Consider the following 25,233-nt stretch of genomic DNA (forward strand, 5'->3'; position numbering starts at 1 on the left):
ACGCCCGGGCGCGTCGGGCTCACTCCGGGAGCGCCACCACATCCGCCCGGTCGAACGCGACCCCGACCGCCTCGCCCTCCGCCGGGGCGTCGCGCAGCGGACACGCCGCCTCCAGGGCGGGCCCGCGCTCGGGGTCGAGGTGCAGCAGCACATGGTCGCCGCGGAACGTGCGGGCGCCGACCGTCGCGCGCGGGCCGGCGGGGTCGGCGCCCGGCGCGGTGAGCCGGACGCCCGACGGCCGGACGAGGAGCCGGCACGGGCCGGGCGGGGTGCCCTCGGGCACCGGAACCGGTCCCCAGGGCGTCCGCGCGGTACCGTCCGCCCCGACCGTGGCCCGGACCAGATTGCGGAAGCCGAGGAACCGGGCGACGAACGCGTCGGCCGGCCGCCGCCACACCTCCACCGGGGTGCCGGTCTGCGCCACGCGCCCCTCACGCATCACCACCACCCGGTCGGCCAGTGCGAACGCCTCGCCCTGGTCGTGGGTGACGGCCAGGACCGTGGTGCCCAGGCGGCGGAAGAGCTGCCGCAGCTCGACGACGAGCCGCTCCCGCAGATCGCGGTCGAGCTGGCCGAGCGGCTCGTCCAGCATCAGCAGCCGGGGGCCGGGCGCCAGCGCGCGGGCGAGCGCCACCCGCTGCTGTTCCCCGCCCGACAGGGCGTCCACGGCGCGGCGCTGGGCGCCCGGCAGCCCCACCAGATCGAGCAGTTCGGCGACCCGCCGCCCGGTCTCGGCCCGGGGCACGCGGCGCATCCGCAGGCCGAACGCGATGTTGCCGCCGACGTCCCGCTGCGGGAAGAGCTGGTGGTCCTGGAACATGAGCCCGACCTCGCGGCGGTGCGTCGGCACCCCGGCCTGGTCCCGGCCGGCCAGCCGGACCGTTCCCGCGTCGAGATCCGTCAGTCCGGCGACGGCGCGCAGCAGCGTGGACTTGCCCCCGCCGCTGGGTCCGAGCACGCAGACCGTCTCGTGCTCCGCCACCCGCAGGCCGACGGAGTCCAGGGCGGTGCGGCCCTGGTAACGGACGGTCAGCCCCTCGGTCTCCAGCAGTATCTTCGGCATGGTCACACCAGCTCCGTCGTCCGCAGGGGCCGCAGACTCTCCAGCGCCACCAGGGTCAGGGCGCACACCAGCATCAGGACCGTGCTCAGGGCCATCGCCTGCCCGTAGTTCAGCTCGCCGGCCCGGCCCAGCAGCCGCGCCACGGCGACCGGCAGCGTCGGGGCGTCGGGGCGGACGATGAACACGGTGGCCCCGAACTCCCCCAGCGACACGGCGAACGCGAATCCCGCCGCCACCAGCACGGCGCGCCGCACCAGCGGCAGGTCCACCTCCCGCCACGCCCGCAGCGGCGAGGCGCCGAGCACGGCCGCGGCCTGCCGGAGCCGGTCGTCCACCGCGCGCAGCACCGGCAGCATCACCCGCACCACGAACGGCACCCCGACCAGCGCCTGCGCCAGCGGGACCAGGATCCAGGAAGACCGCAGGTCCAGCGGCGGCTCGTCCAGCGCGATCAGGAAGCCGAACCCGACCGTCACGGCGGAGGTGCCCAGCGGCAGCATCAGCAGCGCGTCGAAGCCGCGCGCGAACCGCCCGGCCCGCCGGGTCAGCGCCGCCGCCGCGAGCCCGCCGACCACCAGCGCGACGACGGTGGCGACGGCGGCGAAGCGCAGCGAGTTGCCCACGGCCTCCCAGGGCGCGACCAGGAACGTGCCGCCCTCGGCGGAGGTGAGCGCCCGGTAGTGGGCGAACCCGTAGCCGTCGGGCCCGGACAGGGACCGTTCGACGAGGACCGCCAGCGGCAGCAGGAGCAGCAGCGCGATCACCGTCAGGGTCCCGCCGAGCAGTCCCCACTGCGCCGCGCCGCGCGGCCGGCGGACGGTGCGCGCCGGGTCCACGAGCGCCAGGGCGCTCTCCCCACGGCGCGCGATCCGGCCGTGCGCGCCCAGCAGCACCGCCACGACGGCGAACTGGAGCAGCGTCAGCACGGCCGCCGTCGGCAGGTCGAGGAGCTGCGCGGTCCGCCGGTAGATCTCCACCTCCAGCGTGGCGTACCGGGGCCCGCCGAGGATCTGCACGATCCCGAACGAGGTGAACGTGAACAGGAAGACCATCGGCGCCGCCGCGGCCACCGAGGGGACGAGCGCGGGCAGCGTCACCGTCCGCCACGCGGCGAACCGCCCGGCGCCCAGCACCCGAGCGGCCTCCTCCTGGCGCGGGTCGAGGCGCGCCCACAGGCCGCCGACGGTCCGCACGACGATGGCGTAGTTGAAGAAGGCGTGTGCCAGCAGGATCGCCCAGACCCCGGTGTCCAGCCGTACGCCCCACAGCTCGTCCAGCAGCCCGCCCCGGCCGACCAGGGCGAGGAACGCCGCCCCGGTCACGACGGTCGGCAGCACGAACGGCACGGTGACCACGGCGTGCAGCAGCCGTTTGCCGGGGAAGGCCAGCCGCGCGAAGACGTAGGCGCCCGGCAGCGCCAGGGCCAGCGTCAGCGCGGTCGAGGCGGCGGCCTGCCAGAGGGTGAAGCCCAGCACGCGCAGGGTGTCGGCGTCGGTCAGCACCTCGGCGGCCCCGCCGTCCACCCGCAGCCCGCGCGCGGTGATCGCGGCGACCGGCCAGGCGAAGAAGACGCCGAGGAAGGCGACCGGCGGCGCGAGGAGCGCGAGCCGGGTCCATCCGGCGCGCGTCACCTGACGACCAGGGAGGTCCAGTCCTCGACCCAGGCGTCGCGGTTGGCGGCGATCGTGTCGGGCGCGAGCGTCAGCGGCTCCTCGACGGGTTCCGCGTACCGGGTGAACACGTCGGGCAGTTCGGCGTCGGGCAGGACGGGGTTGACGAACATCTGCAACGGCATGTCCTCCTGGAACGCGCGGCTCAGCAGGAAGTCGATCAGCGCCCGGCCGCCCTCGGGGTTCGCGGCGCCCGCCAGCAGCCCCGCGTACTCGATCTGCCGGAAGCAGGTCGCCGTGACCACGCCGGTGGGCGCCTCCTCGGGCCGGTCGTCGCCGCCGTAGTACACCCCGGCGGGCGGGCTGGAGGCGTAGGAGACGACCAGCGGCCGGTCGCCGCCGCCCGCGCCGGAGAAGCGCTCGTTGTACGCCTGCTCCCAGCCGTCCACGACCTCGACGCCGTTGTCGGCGAGCCGCTCCCAGTAGTCCCGCCAGCCGTCCTCGCCGTACGCGGCGACCGTGCCGAGCAGGAAGCCGAGGCCGGGCGAGGAGGTGGCCGCGTTCTCCACGACGAGCAGGTCCGCGTAGGCCGGGTCGGCCAGGTCGTCGAACGTGGCGGGCGGCGCCAGGTCGCGCTCGGCGAACCAGGCGCGGTCGTAGTTGACGCAGATGTCGCCGGTGTCGACCGGGGTGACGCGGTGCTCGCCGTCACCCGGCCTGATCTCCTCGGGGACGTCCGCCAGGCCCGCCGCCTCGTGGGGGGCGAAGATCCCGGCGTCCAGGGCGCGGGACAGGAGCGTGTTGTCGACGCCGAAGAGGACGTCGCCCTGCGGGTTGTCCTTGGACAGCACGGCCTGGTTGACGACGATCCCGGCGTCGCCGCCGCGCAGCACCTCGACGGTGTAGCCGGTCTGCTCGGTGAACGCCGCGAGGACCTCGTCGGAGACGAGGAACGAGTCATGGGCGACGAGCGTGACCTTGCCGCCGCCACCGCCCTCGGCGTCGTCACCGTTCCCGCCGCCGTCGCCGCAGGCGGTGAGGACGGTGACGGTGAGCAGAGCCGTGCTCACGCTCAGGGCTGTCGTGGCGGTGCGTCTCATCTGGCGCTTCCTTCGCGGGGGCGCGCGGCACGGACGAGAGCGATCCGGACTTCCTACCCGGCATGACCCGGGCGAGGTTCGAGGGTCTGCGGCCGGTGCCGCACTCTCAGCGCTGCGAGCGCTCCCCTGTCGGACTGTGTGATTGTTGTGTTTTCGAACGATAGCAGCCGCGTGGTTACCGCTCGGCCGCCGCCAACTGTCCGCACGCGCCGTCGATCTCCTGGCCCCTGGTGTCCCGGACGGTGACGGGCACGCCGTGCGCCGCCAGCCCGGCGACGAACGCCCGCTCGTCCTCCGGCCGCGACGCGGTCCACTTCGACCCGGGCGTCGGGTTGAGCGGGATCAGATTGACGTGCGCGCCACGGCCCCTGAGCAGCCGGCCCAGCAGATCGGCACGCCACGCCTGGTCGTTGACGTCCCGGATCAGGGCGTACTCGACGGAGATCCGGCGCCCGGACTTCTCGGCGTACTCCCACGCCGCGTCCAGCACCTCCCGCACCTTCCACCGGGTGTTGACCGGCACCAGCGTGTCCCGCAGCTCGTCGTCCGGCGCGTGCAGCGAGACCGCGAGCCGGCACGAGAAGCCCTCGTCGGCCAGCCGCCGCATCGCCGGGACCAGGCCCACGGTGGACACCGTGATGCCGCGCTGCGAGAGGCCGGCGCCGTCCGGGTCGGCGTCGGTGAGCCGGCGGATGGCACCCGTGACGCGCCGGTAGTTGGCCAGCGGCTCGCCCATGCCCATGAAGACGATGTTCGACAGCCGCGCCGGGCCGCCCGGCACCTCGCCGTCGCGCAGGGCGCGCATGCCGTCCACGATCTGGTGCACGATCTCGGCCGTCGACAGGTTCCGCTCCAGACCCGCCTGACCGGTGGCGCAGAACGGGCAGTTCATCCCGCACCCGGCCTGTGAGGAGACACACATGGTGACCCGGTCCGGGTACCGCATCAGCACCGACTCCACGAGCGTGCCGTCGTGGAGCCGCCACAGCGTCTTGCGGGTGGCGCCGTCGTCGCAGCTCACATGCCGCACCACCGTCATCAGCCTGGGCAGCAGCTCACCGGCCAGCCGCTCCCTGGCCGCCGCCGGGACGTCCGTCCAGGCGGCCGGGTCGTCGGCGAAGCGCCCGAAGTAGTGCCGCGACAACTGGCGGGCGCGGAACGGCTTCTCGCCCAGCGCGACGACCGCCTCGCGGCGCTCGTCCGGGGTGAGGTCGGCGAGATGCCGCGGGGGCTTGGCGGCCCCGCGCGGCGCGACGAACGTGAGCTCTCCTGGTACAGGCATGATGCGTCAAGTGTCGCAGACCGGCGGGACGACCCGGCCCGCCCGGTGCCTCGGCCGCGGGCTCAGCCGGCCCCGACGAACGCCAGGAACAGCAGCCAGACCACCGGGGCGGTCGGCAGCAGCGAGTCCAGCCGGTCCATGATCCCGCCATGGCCGGGCAGCAGCGTGCCCATGTCCTTGATGCCGAGATCCCGCTTGATCATGGACTCGCCCAGGTCGCCGAGGGTGGCGCTGAGCGCGGCGCCCAGGCCGATCACCAGCCCCTGCCACCAGACGCCGTCGTCGATCAGGAACTCCAGGGCCAGCGCCCCGGCCGCCATGGCGAACACGACGGCACCGGCCAGCCCCTCCCGGGTCTTGCCCGGCGAGATGCGCGGCGCCAGCTTGCGCCGGCCCAGCCGCCACCCGACGGCGTAGGCGCCGGTGTCGCTGACCACGGTGAGCAGTATGAACGTCAGCACCCGCCAGGCACCGTCGTCCGCGGCGAGCATCAGGGCCACGAACGTGGCCAGGAAGGGGACGTAGAACGCGGCGAACACGCCCGCCGTGACGTCCCGCAGGTAGTTCTCCGGCGGCCTGGCCATGCGCCAGACCAGCACGGCCAGCGCGGTCAGCGCCGCGGCCACCCAGGCGCCCTCCGGGCCGCGCAGATAGCCGCTCACCACCATGGCGGCGCCGCCGACCGCCAGCGGCGGCAGCGGCACCCGGATTCCCTTGCGCTCGGCCAGCCGCGAGGACAGCTCCCACATCCCCACGACCACGGCCACCGCTATCACGCCGACGAAGACCGGCTTGTAGACGAACAGCGAGGCGAGGACCACGGCGCCGAGGGCCAGCCCGACCCCGATCGCGGCGGGCAGATCCCGGCCCGCCCGCTTCCTGCTCCGCTTCCCGTCACCGCCGTCCGGCCGCTGCTCCGGCACGCCGCCTGGCTCGGGCACGATCGACATAGGGCGAGTCTGCGCCGCCTCACCGGAATCGCGCAGGGGACCCGCCGGTACGGCCCGGGCGGGCTCGGGCGGCTCGTAGAACCCGGCGGCCCGGGGCGGCCCCCAGGATGAATCGTTCACAGGTGACAGCGTCCTTCAGCGGTCCATGGCGCCCGCGGCATGCGCGGCGCCCGCGTCCTCGGCGGAGGTCTCAGACCTCGAGCAGCTCGCTCTCCTTGTGCTTGAGCAGCTCGTCCACCTGGGCGACGTACCTGGCCGTGGTGTCGTCGAGTTCCTTCTCGCCGCGCCGGCCCTCGTCCTCGCCGACCTCGCCGTCCTTGACGGCCTTGTCGATGATCTCCTTGGCCTTGCGGCGGACCCCGCGGATCGAGATCTTCGCGTCCTCGCCCTTGGTCCTGGCGATCTTGATGAACTCCCGGCGCCGCTCCTCGGTCAGCTCGGGGAGGACCACGCGGATGAGGTGACCGTCGTTGGTCGGGTTGACACCCAGGTCGGAGTCCCGGATCGCCTGCTCGATGTTGCGCAGCGCGCTCTTGTCGAACGGCGTCACCACCGCCATGCGGGCCTCGGGCACCGAGAACGACGCGAGCTGGTTGATCGGGGTCATGGTGCCGTAGTACTCGGCCACGATCTTGTTGAACATCGCAGGGTGGGCGCGGCCGGTACGGATCGCGGCGAGGTCGTCCTTGGCGACGCCGACCGCCTTCTCCATCTTCTCCTCGGCCTCGAGGAGGGCTTCTTCGATCACCACGTGCTCCTGGTTCGATGTGTTGACGCGTATGAGGTGACGGGCCTTCAGGCCCGTCGGCCCTGGCTGTTGACGAGTGTGCCGATCTTCTCACCCTTCACGGCACGGGCGATATTGCCCTCCGCGAGCAGTTCGAAGACCAGGATCGGCAGTTTGTTGTCACGGCAGAGGGTGATGGCGGTGGAGTCGGCGACCTTCAGGTCCCGGGTGATGACCTCGCCGTAGTCGAGCGCGTCGAACTTCACCGCGTCGGTGTTCTTCGCCGGATCCGAGTCATATACCCCGTCGACACCGTTCTTGCCCATCAGCAGCGCCTCGGCGTGGATCTCCAGGGCCCGCTGGGCAGCGGTGGTGTCGGTGGAGAAGTACGGCATGCCCATGCCCGCGCCGAAGATGACCACGCGGCCCTTCTCCAGGTGCCGCACGGCCCGCAGCGGAATGTACGGCTCGGCGACCTGCCCCATGGTGATGGCGGTCTGCACCCGGGAGTCGATGCCCTCCTTCTCCAGGAAGTCCTGGAGCGCCAGGCAGTTCATCACCGTGCCGAGCATGCCCATGTAGTCGGAGCGCGCCCGGTCCATGCCGCGCTGCTGGAGTTCCGCCCCGCGGAAGAAGTTGCCCCCGCCGATCACGACGGCGATCTCCGCGCCGTCCCGTACCACCGCGGCGATCTCCCGGGCCATCTTGTGCACGACATCGGGGTCCACGCCGAGCCCTCCGCCACCCGCGAAGGCTTCTCCCGACAGCTTCAGCAGGAAACGCCGGGCTTTGTCGTCCTGGTTCATGGAACTCTCCTCGTGCGCACACACCAAGGAGGCCACTGCCAGTGGATCCGTACGGTTCCCCTGCTGGGCAATGGCCTCCTCGTCACGACTGCGGTCGTACGGCCGGTTCGACCCGCGGCCGGACGGGCTTCCGCCCGACAATAGCCGGGCGGCGTCCGTTCCGCCGGGATCAGGCGCCGACGCGGAAGCGGGCGAAGCCCTTCAGCGCGACGCCGGCCTCGGTGAGGACCTTCTGCACGGTCTTCTTGTTGTCCTTGGCGAAAGGCTGGTCGAGGAGGACGTTCTCCTTGTAGAAGCCGTTCACCCGGCCGTCCACGATCTTCGGCAGGGCCGCCTCGGGCTTGCCCTCCTCGCGCGCGGTGGCCTCGGCGATGCGGCGCTCGCTCTCGACCACGTCGGCCGGCACCTCGTCGCGGGTCAGGAAGCGCGGCGCGAACGCGGCGATGTGCTGCGCCACGTCCTTGGCCACCTCGGCGTTCTCCTGCTCCAGCTCGACCAGGACGCCCACCTGCGGCGGCAGGTCGGGGCTGGTGCGGTGCAGGTAGGTCGCGACATAGCCGCCGGCGAAGCGCGCGTACCGGTCGAGGACGATCTTCTCGCCCAGCGACGCGTTGGCCTCGTCCACGAACTCCTTGACCGTCTTGCCGCCCTCGATCTCGGAGGCGAGCAGCGTCGCCAGGTCGGCGGGCGCGGTCGCGAAGACGTGCTCGGCGATGGCGCCGGCGACGGCCTGGAACTTCTCGCCCTTGGCGACGAAGTCGGTCTCGCACTTGAGCTCGACCAGGACGCCGGAGGCGTTGTCCGGGGCGATGATCGAGACGACCGCGCCGTTCTCGGCGGTGCGGCTCTCGCGCTTGGCCACGCCCTTCTGGCCCTTGACGCGCAGGATCTCCAGAGCCTGCGCGACATCGCCTTCGGCCTCGTCCAGGGCCTTCTTGCAGTCCATCATGCCGGCGCCGGAGAGCTCGCGGAGCTTCTTGACATCGGCGGCGGTGAAGTTCGCCATGGTGATTCTCTTCCCGGAAGTCGTTCGGATCGCTTGCCCCGCCGCCGGGCCTGTCGTCCGCGTCAGCCCTGCTCGGCGGGGGCTTCCACGGCTTCGGCGGCGGGAGCGGCCTGCTCCTCGGCCGGCTGCTCGGCCGTCGCGGCCGGCTGGTCCTCGGCGGCCTGCTCCTCGGCCTTGGCCTCCGTGCCCACCAGCAGATCGCGCTCCCACTCGGGCAGCGGCTCACCGGCCGGCTTCTCGCCGTCCTTGGCCTCGGCGGCACCGGACCGGGCGATGAGGCCCTCGGCGACGGCGTCGGCGATCACCCGGGTGAGCAGGGTGACCGAACGGATCGCGTCGTCGTTGCCCGGGATCTTGTAGTCCACCTCGTCCGGGTCGCAGTTCGTGTCGAGGATCGCGACGACCGGGATGTTGAGCTTGCGGGCCTCGCCGACGGCGATGTGCTCCTTCTTGGTGTCCACGATCCAGACGGCGCTCGGCACCTTCTGCATGTCGCGGATACCGCCCAGCGTCTTCTCCAGCTTCGCCTTCTCACGGGAGAGGACGAGCAGTTCCTTCTTGGTGAGGCCGGAGGCGGCGACGTCGTCGAAGTCGATCTGCTCCAGCTCCTTGAGGCGCTGGAGCCGCTTGTGCACGGTCGAGAAGTTGGTGAGCATGCCGCCGAGCCAGCGCTGGTTGACGTAGGGCATGCCGACCCGGGCCGCCTGCTCGGCGATCGCCTGCTGGGCCTGCTTCTTGGTGCCGACGAACATGACGGTGCCGCCGTGCGCCACCGTCTCCTTGACGAACTCGTAGGCGCGGTCGATGTACGACAGCGACTGGAGCAGGTCGATGATGTAAATGCCGTTGCGCTCGGTGAAGATGAAGCGCTTCATCTTCGGGTTCCAGCGACGGGTCTGGTGCCCGAAGTGGACGCCGCTTTCCAGCAGCTCCCGCATCGTGACGACGGCCATGGCCGTTCTCCTTGTGGATGCTCGGTTGTCAGCGCCGGCCGGGTGACCGGCGCTCCTGACGCCCCCGCGCGCAGTGCCGGGGAGTGCCTGTGCGGCAGACAGCTCCATGGACCGAGATGCGCGGCCACCGGGGCGCCGAGAACGGACCGGGCGCCGAGGTGGCGGGGCATGCGAGGTCGATCCGGGAACCCGGATCGCCACGAGCAGTGTACGGGACCGCGACAGGGCCGGGCGACCGTCCCGGACGGCATGACCCTTCCGTGGCAGCGCCCGCCGTTACCCCGATCCACCCCGAACGGGTGACGGGTTTTTCCACAACGTTCCGGTTGTCCACCGGGGTCCCCGCGAGCGCCGGGAGTACGTCACAGTCGGTGACGGAGGTGAGGCGTCATGAATCAGCGAGGTGCGCTGGGCCGCTTCGGCGAGGACGTCGCGGTGCGGCGGCTGCGGGACGAGGGGCTGACCGTCCTGGAGCGGAACTGGAGATGCCGTGCGGGCGAGATCGACATCGTGGCCCAGGAGCGGGCCGCCGGCGGCCGGACGCTGGTGGTGTGCGAGGTGAAGACCCGCAGGGCCGGCCGGTTCCAGCATCCGATGGCGGCGGTGACGCCCCGCAAGGTGGAGCGGCTGCGCCGGCTCGCCCAGTGGTGGCTGAGCGAGCGATGGCTGACGGTGTACGCGGCGCCGCCGCCCGGCGGGGTGCGGATCGACCTGGTCGGCGTGGTGCTGCCCGAGCGCGGGGCGCCGCTGGTCGAGCACGCGCGGGGGGTGGCGTGATGGCCTTCGCCCGCACGTGCGCGGTCGCCCTGGTCGGTGTCGAGGGCGTGGTGGTCGAGGTCCAGGCCGATCTGGAGCCCGGCGTCGCGGCCTTCTCCCTGGTGGGGCTGGCCGACAAGTCGCTGAGCGAGAGCCGGGACCGGGTCCGGGCCGCCGTCATCAACTCGGGGGCGCAGTGGCCCCAGAAGAAGCTGACCGTGGGGCTGAGTCCGGCCGCGGTCCCCAAGTGCGGCAGCGGGTTCGACCTCGCGGTCGCGTGCAGTGTGCTGGCCGCCGCCGAGCGGATCGACCCGCGGGTGATCGCGGACGTGATGATGATCGGGGAGCTGGGGCTCGACGGGCGGGTGCGGCCGGTCCGGGGGGTGCTGCCCGCGGTGCTCACGGCCGTCGACGCCGGGTACCGGCAGGTGGTGGTGCCCGAGCAGACGGCGGCCGAGGCGGCCCTGGTGCCGGACGTGGCGGGGCTCGGCGGGCGCAGCCTGCGGCAGTTGATCGCGGTGCTGGCCGACGAGCCCGTGCCCGAGGAGCCGGAGCCGGACGAGGCGGGCGGCCCGTTCGTCGCGCCGGGGCCCGGCTGGGGGCTGCCGCAGTCCGGCGGCCTCTTCTTCCCGGTGGCCGGCGAGCATCCGCCCGACCTGGCGGAGGTGGCGGGTCAGCGGCTGGCCCGCCGGGCACTGGAGGTGGCCGCGGCCGGCAGGCACCACCTGCTGTTGAAGGGCGCGCCCGGGGCGGGCAAGACGATGCTGGCCGAGCGGCTCCCCGGGCTGCTGCCGCCGCTGACCACGCAGGAGGCGCTGGAGGTGACCGCCGTGCACTCGGTGGGCGGCTCCCTGCCGCCGGGGCGCCCGCTGATCGACCGCCCGCCGTACTGCGCGCCGCACCACTCGGCGTCGATGGCGTCGCTCGTCGGCGGCGGCACCGGCCTGCCCCGCCCGGGCGCGATGTCCCTGGCCCACCACGGGGTGCTCTTCCTCGACGAGGCGGCGGAGATGAGCGGTCAGGTGCTGGACGCGCTGCGGCAGCCGCTGGAGTCGGGACAGGTCGTGGTCGCCAGGGCGGCCGGAGTGGTGCGGATGCCGGCCCGGGTGCTGCTGGTCCTCGCGACGAACCCGTGTCCCTGCGGGCGGCACGGCGCGCCCGCGGGGGACTGCGAGTGCCTGCCCAGCACGGTCCGGCGGTACCGGGCCCGGCTGTCCGGGCCGCTGCTGGACCGGGTGGACCTGCGGGTGCCGGTGGAGCCGGTGAGCCGCGCGGAGCTGATCACGGGGGGCGGTGGCGGGGAGCCGACCGCCGTGGTGGCCGAGCGGGTCCGCGCCGCCCGCGACCGGTCCCTGGCCCGGTACGCGCGGACCCCCTGGCGGACCAACGCGGAGGTGCCCGGGCACGAGTTGCGCACCCGGTGGTGCCCGGAGCCGGGCGCCCTGCTCCGGGCCGAGCTGGACATGGAACGCGGGCTGCTCACCGCCCGGGGGCTGGACCGGGTGCTGCGGGTGGCCTGGACGGTGGCCGACCTGGCCGGGCACGACCGGCCCACCGCGTCGGACGTCGACGCGGCGCTGGAGCTGCGCACCGGGCTGCGGCGCGGCGCGGGTGTCGCGGGCAGCCTGCCGTGAGCGGGGACGAGGAGACCCGGCGGGCGCGGGCGGCGCTGGCCCGGACCGTGGAGCCGGGCGACGAGGTGGTGGGGCGGTGGCTGGCGCGGCTGGGCCCGGTGGAGGTCTGGCAGGCACTGCGGGCGGACGGCCCACCGCCGGAGGGGATGTCCGCCGACCGGTGGGCCGGGCTGCGGTCGCGGGCGCGGCACGCGGAGCCCGGGCGCGATCTGGAGCGGATCGTCCGGCTGGGCGGGCGTTTCGTGTGCCCCGGTGACCGGGAGTGGCCCAGCCAGCTCGACGACCTGGGGGTGGCCGCACCGGTCGGGCTGTGGGTGCGCGGGGCCTGCTCGCTGCGGTTCGTCTCGCTGCGCTCGGTCGCGCTGGTGGGCGCCCGCGCCTGCACCGACTATGGGGCGCATGTCGCCGCCGAGCTGGGCACGTCGCTGGCCGAGCGCGGCTGGACCGTGGTCTCCGGCGCGGCGTTCGGGGTGGACGCCGCGGCGCACCGGGGTGCCCTCGCGGTCGGCGGGTCCACGGTGGCGGTGCTGGCCTGCGGGGTCGATGTCCCCTATCCGGCCGCCCACGCCGAGCTGTTGGGGAGCATCGTGGGCGGTGGGCTGCTGGTCGCCGAGCTGCCGCCCGGCGACCGTCCGACGCGGTCCCGGTTCGTCCAGCGGAACCGGGTGATCGCCGCGCTGACCCGGGGCACCGTGGTGGTCGAGGCGGCGCGGCGCAGCGGCTCGCTGATCACGGCGCGGCAGGCCGGGCGGCTGGGGCGGCACCTGATGGCCGTGCCGGGCCCGGTCACCTCCGGGCTGTCGGCCGGGACGCACCGGCTGATCCGGGAGGAGGCCACCCTGGTCGCGGACGCGGCCGCCGTCATCGAGCTCGTCGGGGACATGGGCGAGCTGGCGTGCGCGCCGGACGAGCCGGCCGTGCCGCGCGACCTGCTGTCCCGGCCGGCCGGCGAGGTGCTCGACGCGCTGCCCGCCGACAGCGCGGTGGCGGTGGAGGAGGTGGCGCGCGGGGCGTGCACCAGCCCGGCGGCGGCCCTGGCGCGGCTCCGCGAGCTGAACACGCTTGGCTTCGTCGAACGGGTGGGCGAGCTGTGGCGGGTCTCCCGCGCCGGCCCCCGACACGCGGACGAGCCGCGAGCCCGCGCGCACGCCGGTGCGTAACACCACCGTGCGGGCAGCGGAACGTATCTGCGCATACCCGGGGGTGGCGCACATGCGCACCGCGATCCTGTTGTCACGCTACGCTCACAGGGTTCTGTCGCCAGAACTCCACCCCCCGCACGCACTCCCCGCAGAACGGCTCACGACGACGTATGCCACAGCACTCCTCCGGGCCTCAGCACGCGGCTCCGGCAGCGCCGGCCGCGGCGGAGGGCACCACGGCCCCGGCGGCGCCCACCGCGCTCGACAAGCTGTGGCGCTCGTACAAGGCCACCGGCGACGAGCGGCTGCGGGAGCAGCTCATCCTCCACTACTCACCGCTCGTCAAATATGTGGCGGGCCGGGTCAGCGTGGGGCTGCCGCCGAACGTGGAGCAGGCCGACTTCGTCTCCTCCGGCGTCTTCGGCCTCATCGACGCGATCGAGAAGTTCGACCCCGACCGGTCCATCAAGTTCGAGACCTACGCCATCACCCGGATCCGGGGCGCGATGATCGACGAGCTGCGCGCGCTGGACTGGATCCCCCGCTCGGTGCGGCAGAAGGCGCGCGCCATCGAACGCGCCTACGCCACCCTGGAGGCGTCGCTGCGCCGCACCCCGACGGAGCCCGAGGTGGCGGCGGAGCTGGGCGTCACCCTGGAGGAACTGCACGGCGTCTTCAGCCAGTTGTCCCTGGCCAACGTGGTGGCCCTGGAGGAGCTGCTGCACGCCGGGGGGGAGGGCGGTGACCGGCTGAGCCTGATGGACACGCTGGAGGACACCGCCGCGGACAACCCCGTGGAGATCGCGGAGGACCGCGAGCTGCGCCGCCTCCTGGCCCGCGCCGTCAACACGCTGCCCGAGCGGGAGAAGACAGTGGTGACGCTCTACTACTACGAGGGGCTGACGCTGGCCGAGATCGGCGAGGTGCTCGGGGTGACCGAGAGCCGGGTCAGCCAGATCCACACCAAGTCGGTCCTCCAGCTCCGTGCCAAGCTCGCCGACGTCAACGGCTGACCGGCACCGACCCGGCCCCCGACGGGACCGGGACGCCCTCGGTCGGCAGCAGCCTCGACGGCCCCCGGCCCAGCAGGCCGGGCGGAAGCTGCGACAGCGGATCGACGTAGGTCTCGCCCCGCAGCAGCCCCCAGTGCAGACACGGCCCGTCGCAGTGGAACGGGCCGCCCGCCGCCACCGAGCCGATCACCTCGCCCGCCGCCACCTCGGCCCCCTCGGCCACGGCCGCCCGCACCGGCTCCAGAGTCCGGCGGCCGGGGGCCGCCGCGGGCGCCCCCGCCGCGGTGGTCAGATCGACGCCGCGGTGCCCGGCCGACCAGGGAGCCGGCGGCGGATCCCAGCCGCGGGCGACCAGCGGCCGGGCCGCACCGGCGGCTCCCGGCACCGGCCACCCGGCGAACGCGGGCTCCCCCGGCGCCCCGGCCCCGGCGGGCGCCCCGGGCGCGACGCGCAGCAGGAACGACCCAAACGCGGCGAGAACGGTCATGACGGCAGCCTGCCCCGCCCCACCCCGCCGCGACGGGCGAACCGGAAATCTGTGGACAACCCGGGAACGGTGGACACGGAGGCCCCCCGATCGGGTGAAACAGGTCGCTCAGCCGTTCCGCCCGCCGCCGAAGCCGGTGTCCTCCGGAAGATCGAGCTCACTGCGGTTGAGCTCCTCGATGTTGACGTCCTTGAACGTCAGGACCCTGACCTGCTTGACGAAGCGGGCCGGCCGGTACATGTCCCACACCCACGCGTCGGCCATGGAGACTTCGAAGAACACCTCACCCTGCACCGAGTGCACCTGCATCTCGTAATCGTTGGTGAGGTAGAAGCGCCGCTCGGTCTCGATCACATAAGTGAACAACCCGACCACGTCCCGGTACTCCCGGTAGAGCTTCAGCTCCATCTCGGTCTCGTACTTTTCGAGGTCCTCGGCACTCATGGCGTGATCCCCTTCAGCCGTGCGTTCCCTCATTGTGCGCCACTCCGGACGTCCGCACGCCGCGGCGGCCCGACCCGGAGCCCCGGCGCGCGATCCCGTCGTACGCCGCGCCCACGACGATCAGCGCCGCGCCGGCGCCCGTGGCCCAGAGCAGAGGCCGCAGTCTGAGCCACATCCTACACTCCCGACGCAGAGGCTGGTGGCGGGCTATGAGTAGCCGAACCCCGCCGCCCGTGGCAGCACACCGAACTCCCCCAGCGGCCACACGACGGCCTCGACCCGTCCCGAGACGGCGTCCCTGGGCACGGTCCCGGTCCCGGTCTCCGTCAGCATGCTCCGGGAGTCCCGCGAGTCCATCCGGTTGTCGCCGAGCAGGAACAGCTCGCCGTCCGGCACCTCGGCCGTGAAGTTCATCGCGGAGGCCGCGGAGTCCTCGGAGTCCCCGGCGAGGTAGGACTCGGCGACGGGGTCGCCGTTCACCGTGAGCCGCCCCCGGTCGTCGCAGCAGGCGACCGTGTCGCCGCCGATGCCGACGACCCGCTTGATCATCAGTGAGGGCCCCCAGTCGTCGTCCTCGAAGACGACGACATCCCCCCGGCGCACTTCCCCGCCGTCGATCCGCTGCGCCAGCACACGGTCCCCCGCGGCCACGGACGGCGCCATGGAGTCCGTGGGCACCGTGTAGGGCTGGTAGAGGACGGCGGCCAGCACGAACCCGCCCAGCAGCAGCACACAGCCCAGGCCCACGGCGAGGCCGGACAGCGTCCGGCCCACCCGCCCGGCGCGGCGCGGCGGCGCTCCGCTCATCACGTCCCCTCCCGAAGAGTGCTCAGGAGGACGACCCTACCCAGCGCGGAGCCGCGGGTCAGCCCCTGACCTGCTCCTCGCCCGCCGCCGCCCGCGCGACGGCGCGGTCCAGCAGCCTGCGGCGGCGCCACAGCACCAGCGGCAGCGCCCCGGCCAGGCCGAGCGCGGCCGGCCCGGCGGCGGTGGCACCGCTGCCCAGGCTCCCGAACGCGTCGGGCACCGGCAGCGTGCCCCAGCGGGTCACGGGCCAGGCGATGACGATGGCGCGGCCCACCACGTCGTCCTCGGCGACGGTGCCCTGGCCGATCAGGTTCTGGTGGAACCGCGAGTCCAGCGAGTCCTGGCGGTGGTCGCCCATGACCCACAGCCGCCCCTCGGGCACCTCGATGGGCCCGAACGGCTCGTCGCCGCACGGCGTGTTCCCCGGGTAGAGGTAGTCGCTCTCGTCCAGGGTCTCGCCGTTGACCATGACCTGGCCGTTCTGCCGGCACTCCACGGTGTCCCCGCCGACCGCGATGACCCGCTTGATCAGATCCTGTTCGTCGGCCGACGGCATCAGTCCGATGAAGCTCAGCGCGCTCTGGACGGCCGCGCCGACGCCGCCGCTCGACGGGGCCTCCGCGAGCCAGCCGCCCGGGTCGTTGAAGACGACGACCTCGCCGCGCTCGGGCTCGGCGCCGAACCAGGGGGTGAGCTTGTCGACCAGGACCCGGTCCCCCTTCTGGAGGGTGTCCTGCATCGAGTTCGAGGGGATGGAGAACGCCTGCACCAGGAACGTCTTGATGATCAGCGCCAGCACCACGGCGATGCCGATGAGGAGCGGCAGCTCCTTCCAGAACGAGCGCTGCTTCGCGGCGCGCCGGCGCCGCTGCGTCTCCGCGTCGTCGTCCTCGGCATCGTTCTCGTCCTCCGCCTCGGCGGAGTGCGCGCCCTCCGGATCCGCCGCGGGATCCTCGCCGGCGCGACCGCTACCGCCCGGGCCGCCGTCCGCGCCGGCGCCACCGGAGCCGGTCCGCGCACCGGGGGATTCCTCGCCGGACGCGTCGCCACCCGGTTGCTCCGGACGCTCCTCCGGATCGCCCGAGCCGGCCCGCGCATCCACCGCTACATCCCCCACATTCGCTCCTCACGCTCCGCTCCGGCCTGTTCCGCGCCCGCGACAGGCCCGCCACTCCCATAACGAGCGGAAGTTCCGCAGGCATCGGGAGACGGGCAAATTCCTCCGGATCGGCGGTCGAGCGGGCTCCCACGGTGCCCGTTTCCGGATCGGGCACCGAGGCGAATGCCTCCGTCCCGTCCAGCTTGCCCCAGTGCCCGAAGGGCCAGGCGATCACCACGGCCCGGCCGACGACCAGGTCCTCGGGTACCGTACCCTGCCCGGCCTCGTCCAAGTGGTAGCGGGAATCCGAGGAGTTGGACCGGTGGTCCCCCATGACGAAGAGCCGGCCCTCGGGGACCGTGACGTCGAAGGTCCTCAGTGAGGGCGGATTCCCCGGATATATGTAGTCCTCTTCGTTCAGCGGCTCGCCGTTGACCGTGACCCGGCCCTCGTCGTCGCAGCAGACCACGCGGTCGCCGCCGATCCCGATGACCCGTTTGATCAGGTCCTGGTCGTTCTGGGTCGGCAGCAGACCTATCCAGGTGAGCGCGTCCTGGATCTGTTCGATCACGATCGGGGCCTCGTCGTCGGCGGTGTTCTCCCGCTCGGACTGGAGCCAGCCGCCCGGGTCCTTGAAGACGACGACCTCGCCACGCGCGGGCTCCCAGCCGAACCACGGCGTCAATTTGTCGACGAGCACCCGGTCGTCGATCTTGATCGTCTGCTCCATCGAACCCGACGGGATGACGAAGGCCTGCACCAGGAAGGTCTTGAGTATCAGGGCTATCAGCAGGGCCGTGCCTATGAGGATCGGGACCTCGCGGGTCGCCCGCAGCCGCCTGCGGCGCTTGATCCGCTTGGCCGCGCGCCGCCGGGCCGCCCGCCCCTCGCCGGGGCCCCGCAGCGTCGGCCGCGGCTCGCTCCCGTGCGGCTCCTGTGTCTGCTCCGCCTGGTCCCGCGGCACGCCGTGGCGGCTCGCGGCCCTGGAGCGTCCCCGCTCACCCATGATCCGACCGCACCCAGCCCCACCGGTCCGCCGGCCAGCCGATCATCTCCACGCGGCCGATCACCTTGTCCTCGGGAACGGTGCCGCCGCCCGGAGAGCCCAGATACTCCCGGGAATCCGCCGAGTCAGCACGGTGATCGCCCATCACCCACAACCGTCCCTCCGGGACTATGACATCAAACCTGACAATCGAAGGAGCGTCCCCCGGATACAGATAGGGCTCGTCCAACGGGTCGCCGTTGACCTCGATCCTGCCCTGACTGTCGCAGCAGCGCACGCGGTCCCCACCGATGCCGATCACCCGCTTCACGAAATCCGCGCCGGACGGCTGGACGAGGCCGACCACCGCGCCCGCGCTCCGCAGCAGGCCGTCGAGCAGGCCCGGCTCGGCACTCTCGGCGACGAACGACCCCTCGCCGTCGAAGACGATGACGTCACCGCGCCGCACCTCCCCACCGAAACGGTACGCCAGCTTGTTCACCAGCACCCGGTCGCCCACCTGGAGGGTGCCCTCCATCGATCCGCTGGGGATGAGGAACGGCTGCATCACAAAAGAGCTGGTGAACCAGGTGATGATCACCGTGGTCACCAGCGCCGTGGTCCACAGACGCACCGAACGCGACCTCCACCACCCGCCCGTGAAAGGGTCGGGGATGGGGTCGCGCTCCGGAGGTGGTGCGTCGGAATCGCTCACGCCGCGATGGTAACCGGCGGTCGTACCGCTCAGTTGTCGCGCTTCTCCTTGATCTTGGCGGCCTTGCCGCGCAGGTTCCGCAGGTAGTAGAGCTTGGCGCGGCGGACGGCGCCGCGGGTCACAAGCTCGATGCGCTCCACGACCGGGGTGTGCACCGGGAAGGTGCGCTCCACGCCGACGCCGAAGCTGACCTTGCGGACGGTGAACGTCTCGCGCACGCCGGAGCCCTGGCGGCGGATGACCACGCCCTTGAACTGCTGCACGCGGGACCGGTTGCCCTCGATGACGCGGACGTGGACGTTGACCGTGTCGCCGGGGCGGAAGGCCGGGATGTCGTCGCGCAGGGACGCGGAATCGACGCTGTCCAGAAGGTTCATGACCTGCTGCTTTCCTCGCCGATGCCACAGGTCATCGACGGAAGTGATCGAACTGACGAAAAGGGAGGCGGCTCGGTCGCCCCGGCGGGCGTCGGTCCCCCTGTGGCGGGGTCGCGCGCCGGGCGAGAGCCAGCGGCCTATTCTTCCATGCCGTCCGGCGCGCGCCCAAATCGGCCGTCCGGTCCCGGCCGCCAGCCCAGCTCCGCGAGGGTGGCCCGGTCGTGCCGGTCGAACGCGGCCGGGTCGCACCGCGCGATCAGGTCCGGCCGGTGCAGGCTGGTCCGCAGCAGCGCCTGGTCCCGGCGCCAGCGCGCGATCCGCCCGTGGTGGCCGCTGATCAGCACCTCGGGCACGTCCCGGCCCCGCCACTGGGGCGGCTTGGTGTAGACGGGTCCCTCCAGCAGGTCCGCCATCGGGCCCGGCGCGAACGAGTCGTCGCGGTGGCTGTCGGCGTTGCCCAGCACGCCCGGCAGCAGCCGGGCGATCGCCTCGACCATCACCAGCACCGGCGCCTCGCCGCCCGCCAGCACGTAGTCGCCGATGGAGACCTCGCGCACGTCGAGCCGGGCGGCGAACTCGTCCATCACCCGGCGGTCGATCCCCTCGTACCGGGCGGGGGTGAACACCAGCCACGGCCGCTCCGACAGCTCCCCGGCCAGCCGCTGGGTGAACGGACGGCCGCTGGGCGTGGGCACGACGACGACCGGCTCGCCCTCCCCGGAGGCCAGCACGGCGTCCAGCGCCTCGCCCCACGGCTCGGGCTTCATCACCATGCCGGGGCCGCCGCCGTACGGGGTGTCGTCGACGGTGTGGTGCCGGTCGCGCGTCCACGCGCGCAGGTCGTGGATCCGCACGTCGAGCAGACCGGCGGCGCGCGCCTTGCCGACCAGCGAGACGTTCAGCGGCTCCAGGTACTCGGGGAAGATGGTGACGACGTCCAGCCTCATGCGCCGGAGCCCTCGCGGCCGTTCCCCTCGCGGTCGTCGTCGCCCTCGCCGTTCCCCTCGTCGTCGCTCTCGTCGGCGTCGAGCAGGCCCGGCGGCGGGACGACGACCATCCGGCGGGCGGCCAGGTCGATGTCGGGGACGATCTCCGAGACGAACGGGATCAGCACCTCGCCGCCGGTCTCCCGCTCGACGATCAGCAGGTCCTGACCGGGCAGGTGCGCGATCTCGGTCACCGGCCCGACGCGCGCGCCGTCCGCCGTGACCACGTCGAGCCCGACCAACTGGTGGTCGTAGAACTCCTCCGGGTCGTCCGGCTGGGCCTCGGGGTCCACCTCGGCGAGCAGCAGGGTGTTCCGCAGCGCCTCGGCCGCGGTGCGGTCGGCCACGCCGGCGAAACGCAGCAGCAGCCGGCCGCTGTGCACGCGCCCGTCGGCGACGGTGAGCGGGCCCACCTCCGGCGGGTCGGTGGCCAGCACCGCGCCGGGCGCCAGCCGCAGCTCCGGCTCGTCGGTGCGGACCTCGACGGAGACCTCGCCCTTGATGCCATGGGCGCGACCGATGCGCGCGACGACGAGTTGCACTGTGCTCTTCCGCTTTCCGTTGCTCTTCATTGCGGACGACGAGGGCCGTGGGCGGCGATCGCCGCCCACGGCCCTCGTTGCGATATCGGCAGCGCCCTCAGCGGACCTCGTCCACGTCGACCAGGTCGACGCGGATGCCCTTGCCGCCGAGCGCGCCCACGACCGTGCGCAGGGAGCGCGCGGTGCGGCCGTTGCGACCGATCACCTTGCCGAGGTCGTCCGGGTGCACCCGGACTTCGAGGATCCGCCCGCGGCGCAGCGTGCGCGAGGCGACCTGGACCTCTTCGGGGTGATCGACGATGCCCTTCACCAGGTGCTCCAGGGCCTCCTCGAGCATCCTCAGCCCTCGGTCGACTCGGCCGGGGCCTCGGCGGCCTCGGCGTCGGCCTTCTTCTCGGCCTTCTTCGCCTTCGGGGTGATGGCCTCGCCCCTCGGCTCGCCACCGGTCTCCTTGGCCGCGGCCTCGAAGATGGCGCGGCGGTCCGGCCTGGGCTCGGCGACCTTCATGGGCGGCGGGGCGGGCTGGCCCTTGAACTTCTGCCAGTCGCCCGTCACCTTGAGGATCGCGAGAACCGGCTCGGTCGGCTGCGCGCCGACACCGAGCCAGTACTGCACGCGGTCCGAGTCGACCTCGATGCGCGACGGGTTCTGCACCGGGTGGTACAGCCCCAGCTCCTCGATGGCGCGGCCGTCCCGGCGGGGGCGGGGGGCGGCGACGACGATGCGGTAGTGCGGCGACCGGATCTTGCCCAGTCGCTTCAGCTTGATCTTGACTGCCACGGGTGTGGTGTCTCCTGCGTCTTGGCGTGGTGGGCCATCACGGCGGACCGCGTGGGGTTGCGGTGCCGACCGGCCCGGTGGACGCGTCAGCCGGAGGAGAGAGGGGTCCTGTGCGACTGCCGAGTTCAACGGCCTATTCTGCCATAGGCCGTCAGGAGGAAGCCGCCACGGTCATGGCCTCGGCGATCTGGAACGGCTTCTTGCACGCGCCGCACATGATGGGCGCCTGCGCCAGCACCGACGGAACGACCCGCACGTTCCGCCCGCACTCGCAGACCGCCTTCACGCGCACCCCGCCGCCGGACGACCCGTGCCGGGCGGCCGGCCCGCGGAAGCTCCGCTTGGTGTCGGTCGCGGTGGCCGCCAGGTGCGCCTTGAGGGCGCGCGCCAGCCGCTCGGCCGTCGGCCGGTAGCGCCGCCTGGTCTCCGCGTTCATCGTGACGAGCGAGAAACCGCTGCTCGGGTGGGGGTCGTCGGCGTGGTCGAGGCCGAGCTCCTCCGCGATCGCGAGGAAACGGCGATTGTGGTAGCGCCCCGCGCGGGAGGTGTCCCTGACCCCCCGTGCGGCGGCGATACCGTGCACGGCCTCATGCAACAGCCGTTCGAAGGAGAGCTCGGAGCCACAGGCCGACGAGGACTCTCCGATCAGGGATTCGGGCGCGGCCAGGTCGGGCAACTCCGGGTGGTGCCGTTGGATATCGGCCCACGCGTGTGCCAGCTCGGCGGCGAGAACTGGTGGTGTCGTGCTCACGTCTACCTAACGAGCGAGTGCCCCGGGGTGTTCCGATTCCGGGCCAAGTCCACGAATTTGCACTTACCAGTCAGTTCGCCGCCTATGGGGACGCGGGACCCGGATCGGCGGGGCCGGTCGGGTTCCCGGCCCGTCCGGGTCAGTACGCCCGGCCGACGACGGCGAGCGTGCCCGGGGCGTCGTCGGACTCGGGGACCGAGCCGTCCTCGCCCACCAGACAGCGCACCGTGACCGCGTCCTGCGCCAGCCGCGCCTCGCCCTCCGGGCCGAGGTCGGCCCACGGGATGCGGGCCCAGCCGCCCGCGGTGGCGGCGGCCACCGCGTCCTCGATCGTCCGCACGTCCGTCGTCCTGGCCTCGCGGCGCTCGCGGGACTGACGCAGCAGCAGCGCCTGGTCCTCGTCCAGGACGCCCGGCAGCCGGGCCGGCAGCGCGTCGATGGCGACCGGCTCCTTGCCGCCGGGGATGCGGCGGGCCAGCATCGCCGTGCCGGCCTCCAGGTCGCGCGGGCCGACCTCGACCCGCACCGGGACGCCCTTCAGCTCCCAGTCCACCGCGCGCCGGCCGAAGGGGGTGTCGGTGCGGTCGTCGACCTCGGTCCTGATCCCGGCCGCGGTCAGCGCCGCGCCGATCTCGCGGACCTTCGCCAGCACGGCCTCGTCGTCCTTGATGGCCAGCACCACGACCTGCGTGGGCGCCAGGCGCGGCGGGACCCGCAGTCCGTTGTCGTCGCCGTGCGACATGATCAGGCCGCCGACCATGCGGGTCGAGGAGCCCCACGACGTCTGCCAGACCAGCTCCCGGCTGCCGTCCTTCGACAGGAACCGGGTGTCGAAGGCTCGCGCGAAGTTCTGTCCCAGCTCGTGGCTGGTGCCCATCTGGAGGGCCTTGCCGTCGCCCATCATCCCTTCGAGCGTGAGGGTGTTGATGGCGCCGGCGAAGCGCTCGGAAGGCGACTTGCGGCCGAGGACGACATCGATGGCCAGCACGTTGACCATGAAGTCGGCGTAGATGTCGCGGTGGATCCGGGCGGCGAAGTCCCGCGCCTCCTCGTAGGTGGCGTGCGCGGTGTGGCCCTCCTGCCAGAGGAACTCGGTGGTGCGCAGGAAGACCCGGGGGCGCATCTCCCAGCGGACTACGTTCGCCCACTGGTTGATCAGCAGGGGCAGGTCGCGGTAGCTCTGCACCCACTTCGCGAAGGAGGCGTTGATGATCATCTCGGAGGTGGGCCGCACGACGGCGGGCTCCTCCAACTGCTTGCCGCCGCCGTGCGTGACCACCGCCAGCTCGGGGGCGAAGCCCTCGACGTGCTCCGCCTCCTTGGCCAGGTAGCTCTGGGGGATGAACAGCGGGAAATACGCGTTGCGGGTGCCCGTCGCCTTGATCCGGGCGTCCAGCTCCTGCTGCATCCGCTCCCAGAGCCCGTACCCGTACGGTCGGATGACCATCGTGCCGCGGACCGGGCCGTTGTCGGCGAGCTCGGCCTTGTTGATCACGTCCTGGTACCAGCGCGGGAAGTCCTCCGCCTGGGGGGTGAGTACGGGAGCCTTTGCCATGCCGCGAATGGTACGGGGAAGGCGCCCCCGAGCGTGAATCGGACTACTTGGGCGGGAGCATGTCCCGGAACTCCTTGGGCAGTTCGAACGACTGGGGATCGAACGCCGCGCCGTCCTCGCCCGGCCGCTGACCGGTGGACCGCTCGTCGGCCTGGCGCTTCATCGGGTTCCCGGAGCGGCGCGCGCCCTTGCCCTTCTTCTGCTGCTTCGGCTTGCGCCGGGCGCCGCCGCCCATGCCGGGGATGCCCGGCATGCCGGGCAGACCGCCGCCCTGGGCCATCCTGGACATCATCTTGCGGGCCTCGAAGAAGCGCTCCACCAGGCCCTTGACCGCGCTGACGTCCACGCCGGAGCCGCGGGCGATGCGGACGCGACGCGAGCCGTTGATGATCTTGGGGTCGGCGCGCTCGGCCGGGGTCATGGACTTGATGATGGCGGCGGTGCGGTCCACCTCGCGCTCGTCGAGGTTGTTGATCTGCTCGCGCATCTGGCCCATGCCGGGCATCATCCCGAGCAGCTTGGAGATCGAGCCCATCTTGCGGACCTGCTCCATCTGCTGGAGGAAGTCGTCGAGGGTGAACTCCTTGGGCCCCTTGGCCAGCTTGCCGGCCAGTTGCTCGGCCTCCTGCTGGCTGAACGTCCGCTCCGCCTGCTCGATGAGGCTGAGCACGTCGCCCATGCCGAGGATGCGGGACGCCATGCGGTCCGGGTGGAACGCGTCGAACTCGTCCAGCTTCTCGCCGTTGGAGGCGAACATGATCTGGCGGCCCGTCACCTGCGCCACGGACAGGGCCGCGCCGCCGCGCGCGTCGCCGTCGAGCTTGGACAGGACGACCCCGTCGAAGCCGACCCCGTCGCGGAACGCCTCCGCCGTGGTGACGGCGTCCTGGCCGATCATCGCGTCCACGACGAACAGGATCTCGTCGGGCCGGACCGCGTCGCGGATGTCGGCGGCCTGCCGCATCATCTCCTCGTCGATGCCGAGACGGCCGGCGGTGTCGACGATGACGACGTCGTACTGCTTGTCCCGGGCGTGGGCGAGGGAGTCCTCGGCGACCTTCACGGGGTCGCCGACGCCGTTCCCCGGCTCGGGCGCGAAGACCGCGACGCCGGCCCGCTCGGCGACGACGCTGAGCTGGTTGACCGCGTTGGGCCGCTGGAGGTCGCAGGCGACCAGCAGCGGCGCGTGGCCCTGGGTCTTCAGCCAGCGGCCGAGCTTGCCGGCCAGGGTGGTCTTGCCCGCGCCCTGGAGACCCGCCAGCATCAGCACGGTCGGCGGGGTCTTGGCGAAGCGCAGCCGCCGCGTCTCGCCGCCGAGGATCGCGACGAGCTCCTCGTTGACGATCTTGACGATCTGCTGCGAGGGGTTCAGGGCCCGGGAGACCTCGGCGCCGAGGGCCCGCTCCTTGACCCGCTGGATGAAGGCGCGGACGACCGGCAGCGCGACATCCGCCTCCAGCAGGGCGACACGGATCTCGCGCGCCGTGGCATCGATGTCCGCCTCGCTCAGGCGGCCCTTGCCCCTGAGATTCTTGAACGTTGCCGCAAGGCGGTCGGAGAGTGTGTCGAACACGGCGCTGGCGGATCCTTAACCTCGGCGGGTGGGTCGGCGGTGCCCTCCAGCGTATCCGCCCCGTGCGGGTGCGGTCAGCCCGCGGTCGCG

Annotated in this window: 27 protein-coding genes and 1 pseudogene; 4 read left to right on the forward strand and 24 right to left on the reverse strand. The window is 72.8% G+C overall.

The genetic code is table 11. The features are described from left to right. Nucleotides 1-19: 19 nt before the first annotated feature. From BN2279_RS20275 to rpsB, 9 genes are all read right to left on the reverse strand, one after another. Nucleotides 20-1,063, reverse strand: coding sequence for an ABC transporter ATP-binding protein (locus tag BN2279_RS20275; RefSeq protein ID WP_059011666.1), 1,044 nt, complete (start codon nucleotides 1,061-1,063; stop codon nucleotides 20-22). A gap of 2 nt (nucleotides 1,064-1,065) precedes the next feature. Then, the gene (locus tag BN2279_RS20280; protein ID WP_059011668.1) at nucleotides 1,066-2,694 is read right to left on the reverse strand and encodes an ABC transporter permease; all 1,629 of its coding nucleotides are present in this window, start codon (nucleotides 2,692-2,694) and stop codon (nucleotides 1,066-1,068) included. Further along, on the reverse strand, nucleotides 2,691-3,773 hold the full coding sequence (locus tag BN2279_RS20285; RefSeq protein WP_059011670.1) for a thiamine ABC transporter substrate-binding protein: 1,083 nt from the start codon (nucleotides 3,771-3,773) through the stop codon (nucleotides 2,691-2,693). The genes BN2279_RS20280 and BN2279_RS20285 overlap by 4 nt, the downstream gene beginning before the upstream one ends. Before the next feature lie 175 nt (nucleotides 3,774-3,948). Continuing rightward, nucleotides 3,949-5,055, reverse strand: coding sequence for a dual-specificity RNA methyltransferase RlmN (rlmN, locus tag BN2279_RS20290; protein ID WP_059011673.1), 1,107 nt, complete (start codon nucleotides 5,053-5,055; stop codon nucleotides 3,949-3,951). A 62-nt stretch (nucleotides 5,056-5,117) separates the two neighbouring features. Next, entirely contained in the window at nucleotides 5,118-6,125 is a 1,008-nt protein-coding gene (locus BN2279_RS20295; RefSeq protein WP_079032336.1) for a phosphatidate cytidylyltransferase, read from the reverse strand. A gap of 70 nt (nucleotides 6,126-6,195) precedes the next feature. Next, on the reverse strand, nucleotides 6,196-6,753 hold the full coding sequence (gene frr / locus BN2279_RS20300) for a ribosome recycling factor (protein WP_059012602.1): 558 nt from the start codon (nucleotides 6,751-6,753) through the stop codon (nucleotides 6,196-6,198). Nucleotides 6,754-6,800: 47 nt separating this feature from the next. Beyond that, nucleotides 6,801-7,538 carry a UMP kinase gene (pyrH, locus tag BN2279_RS20305; protein WP_059011675.1) on the reverse strand — a complete coding sequence of 246 codons (738 nt, stop codon included), beginning with the start codon at nucleotides 7,536-7,538 and terminating at the stop codon, nucleotides 6,801-6,803. 169 nt (nucleotides 7,539-7,707) lie between these two features. Further along, on the reverse strand, nucleotides 7,708-8,544 hold the full coding sequence (gene tsf, locus BN2279_RS20310) for a translation elongation factor Ts (RefSeq protein ID WP_059011677.1): 837 nt from the start codon (nucleotides 8,542-8,544) through the stop codon (nucleotides 7,708-7,710). 62 nt (nucleotides 8,545-8,606) lie between these two features. After that, a complete protein-coding gene (gene rpsB, locus BN2279_RS20315) occupies nucleotides 8,607-9,497 on the reverse strand; it encodes a 30S ribosomal protein S2 (RefSeq protein WP_059011679.1) in 891 nt (296 codons plus the stop codon). Nucleotides 9,498-9,887: 390 nt separating this feature from the next. Between rpsB and BN2279_RS20320 the strand changes: the two genes are divergently transcribed. From BN2279_RS20320 to whiG, 4 genes are all read left to right on the forward strand, one after another. Further along, entirely contained in the window at nucleotides 9,888-10,274 is a 387-nt protein-coding gene (locus BN2279_RS20320; protein WP_059011680.1) for a YraN family protein, read from the forward strand. Next, the gene (locus tag BN2279_RS20325; RefSeq protein WP_059011682.1) at nucleotides 10,274-11,887 is read left to right on the forward strand and encodes a YifB family Mg chelatase-like AAA ATPase; all 1,614 of its coding nucleotides are present in this window, start codon (nucleotides 10,274-10,276) and stop codon (nucleotides 11,885-11,887) included. Before BN2279_RS20320 ends, BN2279_RS20325 begins: the two co-directional genes overlap by 1 nt. After that, entirely contained in the window at nucleotides 11,884-13,047 is a 1,164-nt protein-coding gene (gene dprA / locus BN2279_RS20330; RefSeq protein ID WP_059011684.1) for a DNA-processing protein DprA, read from the forward strand. The genes BN2279_RS20325 and dprA overlap by 4 nt, the downstream gene beginning before the upstream one ends. Before the next feature lie 152 nt (nucleotides 13,048-13,199). Continuing rightward, nucleotides 13,200-14,042, forward strand: a complete 843-nt coding sequence (whiG, locus tag BN2279_RS20335; RefSeq protein ID WP_059011686.1) for an RNA polymerase sigma factor WhiG — start codon at nucleotides 13,200-13,202, stop codon at nucleotides 14,040-14,042. Here the strand turns inward: whiG and BN2279_RS20340 are convergent. The 15 genes and pseudogenes from BN2279_RS20340 to ffh form a co-directional block, all read right to left on the reverse strand. Then, nucleotides 14,032-14,529 carry a hypothetical protein gene (locus BN2279_RS20340; protein WP_059011688.1) on the reverse strand — a complete coding sequence of 166 codons (498 nt, stop codon included), beginning with the start codon at nucleotides 14,527-14,529 and terminating at the stop codon, nucleotides 14,032-14,034. The genes whiG and BN2279_RS20340 overlap by 11 nt on opposite strands. Before the next feature lie 108 nt (nucleotides 14,530-14,637). Next, the gene (locus tag BN2279_RS20345) at nucleotides 14,638-14,973 is read right to left on the reverse strand and encodes a DUF2469 domain-containing protein (RefSeq protein ID WP_059011690.1); all 336 of its coding nucleotides are present in this window, start codon (nucleotides 14,971-14,973) and stop codon (nucleotides 14,638-14,640) included. 13 nt (nucleotides 14,974-14,986) lie between these two features. Then, on the reverse strand, nucleotides 14,987-15,148 hold the full coding sequence (locus tag BN2279_RS29535) for a hypothetical protein (RefSeq protein ID WP_159037291.1): 162 nt from the start codon (nucleotides 15,146-15,148) through the stop codon (nucleotides 14,987-14,989). A 32-nt stretch (nucleotides 15,149-15,180) separates the two neighbouring features. Further along, nucleotides 15,181-15,780, reverse strand: a complete 600-nt coding sequence (gene lepB, locus BN2279_RS20350; RefSeq protein WP_079032337.1) for a signal peptidase I — start codon at nucleotides 15,778-15,780, stop codon at nucleotides 15,181-15,183. A 58-nt stretch (nucleotides 15,781-15,838) separates the two neighbouring features. Next, complete coding sequence (gene lepB / locus BN2279_RS28000) at nucleotides 15,839-16,897, reverse strand: signal peptidase I (protein ID WP_407702276.1); 1,059 nt, start codon at nucleotides 16,895-16,897, stop codon at nucleotides 15,839-15,841. Nucleotides 16,898-17,156: 259 nt separating this feature from the next. Further along, nucleotides 17,157-17,885: pseudogene (gene lepB, locus BN2279_RS31570) on the reverse strand (signal peptidase I); the annotation flags it as partial. Beyond that, on the reverse strand, nucleotides 17,878-18,579 hold the full coding sequence (gene lepB / locus BN2279_RS20360) for a signal peptidase I (RefSeq protein ID WP_059011694.1): 702 nt from the start codon (nucleotides 18,577-18,579) through the stop codon (nucleotides 17,878-17,880). The gene lepB (BN2279_RS20360) and the pseudogene lepB (BN2279_RS31570), both read right to left, overlap by 8 nt. 29 nt (nucleotides 18,580-18,608) lie before the next feature. After that, on the reverse strand, nucleotides 18,609-18,956 hold the full coding sequence (rplS, locus tag BN2279_RS20365) for a 50S ribosomal protein L19 (protein WP_059011696.1): 348 nt from the start codon (nucleotides 18,954-18,956) through the stop codon (nucleotides 18,609-18,611). 137 nt (nucleotides 18,957-19,093) lie between these two features. Next, nucleotides 19,094-19,903, reverse strand: a complete 810-nt coding sequence (gene trmD, locus BN2279_RS20370) for a tRNA (guanosine(37)-N1)-methyltransferase TrmD (protein WP_059011698.1) — start codon at nucleotides 19,901-19,903, stop codon at nucleotides 19,094-19,096. After that, complete coding sequence (gene rimM, locus BN2279_RS20375) at nucleotides 19,900-20,484, reverse strand: ribosome maturation factor RimM (RefSeq protein ID WP_059011700.1); 585 nt, start codon at nucleotides 20,482-20,484, stop codon at nucleotides 19,900-19,902. Before rimM ends, trmD begins: the two co-directional genes overlap by 4 nt. A 97-nt stretch (nucleotides 20,485-20,581) precedes the next feature. Further along, nucleotides 20,582-20,821: an RNA-binding protein gene (locus tag BN2279_RS20380; protein ID WP_059011702.1), complete on the reverse strand. Its 240-nt coding sequence runs from the start codon at nucleotides 20,819-20,821 to the stop codon at nucleotides 20,582-20,584. 2 nt (nucleotides 20,822-20,823) lie between these two features. Next, nucleotides 20,824-21,264, reverse strand: coding sequence for a 30S ribosomal protein S16 (rpsP, locus tag BN2279_RS20385; protein ID WP_059011703.1), 441 nt, complete (start codon nucleotides 21,262-21,264; stop codon nucleotides 20,824-20,826). A 151-nt stretch (nucleotides 21,265-21,415) separates the two neighbouring features. Next, nucleotides 21,416-22,015, reverse strand: coding sequence for a hypothetical protein (locus tag BN2279_RS20390; RefSeq protein ID WP_059011705.1), 600 nt, complete (start codon nucleotides 22,013-22,015; stop codon nucleotides 21,416-21,418). A gap of 139 nt (nucleotides 22,016-22,154) precedes the next feature. After that, nucleotides 22,155-23,570: a proline--tRNA ligase gene (gene proS / locus BN2279_RS20395; protein WP_059011707.1), complete on the reverse strand. Its 1,416-nt coding sequence runs from the start codon at nucleotides 23,568-23,570 to the stop codon at nucleotides 22,155-22,157. Between the two features lie 43 nt (nucleotides 23,571-23,613). Beyond that, nucleotides 23,614-25,143 (reverse strand): signal recognition particle protein, encoded by a 1,530-nt coding sequence (gene ffh / locus BN2279_RS20400; protein ID WP_059011709.1) that lies wholly within the window; start codon nucleotides 25,141-25,143, stop codon nucleotides 23,614-23,616. Nucleotides 25,144-25,233 lie beyond the last annotated feature (90 nt).

Origin of the sequence: Streptomyces specialis, from assembly GCF_001493375.1 — a bacterium.
In the GTDB taxonomy this organism is placed as follows: Bacteria; Actinomycetota; Actinomycetes; order Streptomycetales; family Streptomycetaceae; genus Streptomyces; species Streptomyces specialis.

Bases quoted from the DNA above. Each gene is read 5' to 3' on its own strand.
- BN2279_RS29535 (WP_159037291.1), bottom strand. From the start codon at position 15,148: ATGTGGCTCAGACTGCGGCCTCTGCTCTGGGCCACGGGCGCCGGCGCG.
- BN2279_RS20275 (WP_059011666.1), bottom strand. From the start codon at position 1,063: ATGCCGAAGATACTGCTGGAGACCGAGGGGCTGACCGTCCGTTACCAG.
- rplS (WP_059011696.1), bottom strand. From the start codon at position 18,956: ATGAACCTTCTGGACAGCGTCGATTCCGCGTCCCTGCGCGACGACATC.
- lepB (WP_079032337.1), bottom strand. From the start codon at position 15,780: ATGAGCGGAGCGCCGCCGCGCCGCGCCGGGCGGGTGGGCCGGACGCTG.
- BN2279_RS20345 (WP_059011690.1), bottom strand. From the start codon at position 14,973: ATGAGTGCCGAGGACCTCGAAAAGTACGAGACCGAGATGGAGCTGAAG.
- rpsB (WP_059011679.1), bottom strand. From the start codon at position 9,497: ATGGCCGTCGTCACGATGCGGGAGCTGCTGGAAAGCGGCGTCCACTTC.
- BN2279_RS20380 (WP_059011702.1), bottom strand. From the start codon at position 20,821: ATGCTCGAGGAGGCCCTGGAGCACCTGGTGAAGGGCATCGTCGATCAC.
- tsf (WP_059011677.1), bottom strand. From the start codon at position 8,544: ATGGCGAACTTCACCGCCGCCGATGTCAAGAAGCTCCGCGAGCTCTCC.
- whiG (WP_059011686.1), top strand. From the start codon at position 13,200: ATGCCACAGCACTCCTCCGGGCCTCAGCACGCGGCTCCGGCAGCGCCG.
- BN2279_RS20325 (WP_059011682.1), top strand. From the start codon at position 10,274: ATGGCCTTCGCCCGCACGTGCGCGGTCGCCCTGGTCGGTGTCGAGGGC.
- pyrH (WP_059011675.1), bottom strand. From the start codon at position 7,538: ATGAACCAGGACGACAAAGCCCGGCGTTTCCTGCTGAAGCTGTCGGGA.
- rlmN (WP_059011673.1), bottom strand. From the start codon at position 5,055: ATGCCTGTACCAGGAGAGCTCACGTTCGTCGCGCCGCGCGGGGCCGCC.
- BN2279_RS20320 (WP_059011680.1), top strand. From the start codon at position 9,888: ATGAATCAGCGAGGTGCGCTGGGCCGCTTCGGCGAGGACGTCGCGGTG.
- BN2279_RS20285 (WP_059011670.1), bottom strand. From the start codon at position 3,773: ATGAGACGCACCGCCACGACAGCCCTGAGCGTGAGCACGGCTCTGCTC.
- proS (WP_059011707.1), bottom strand. From the start codon at position 23,570: ATGGCAAAGGCTCCCGTACTCACCCCCCAGGCGGAGGACTTCCCGCGC.
- BN2279_RS20340 (WP_059011688.1), bottom strand. From the start codon at position 14,529: ATGACCGTTCTCGCCGCGTTTGGGTCGTTCCTGCTGCGCGTCGCGCCC.
- trmD (WP_059011698.1), bottom strand. From the start codon at position 19,903: ATGAGGCTGGACGTCGTCACCATCTTCCCCGAGTACCTGGAGCCGCTG.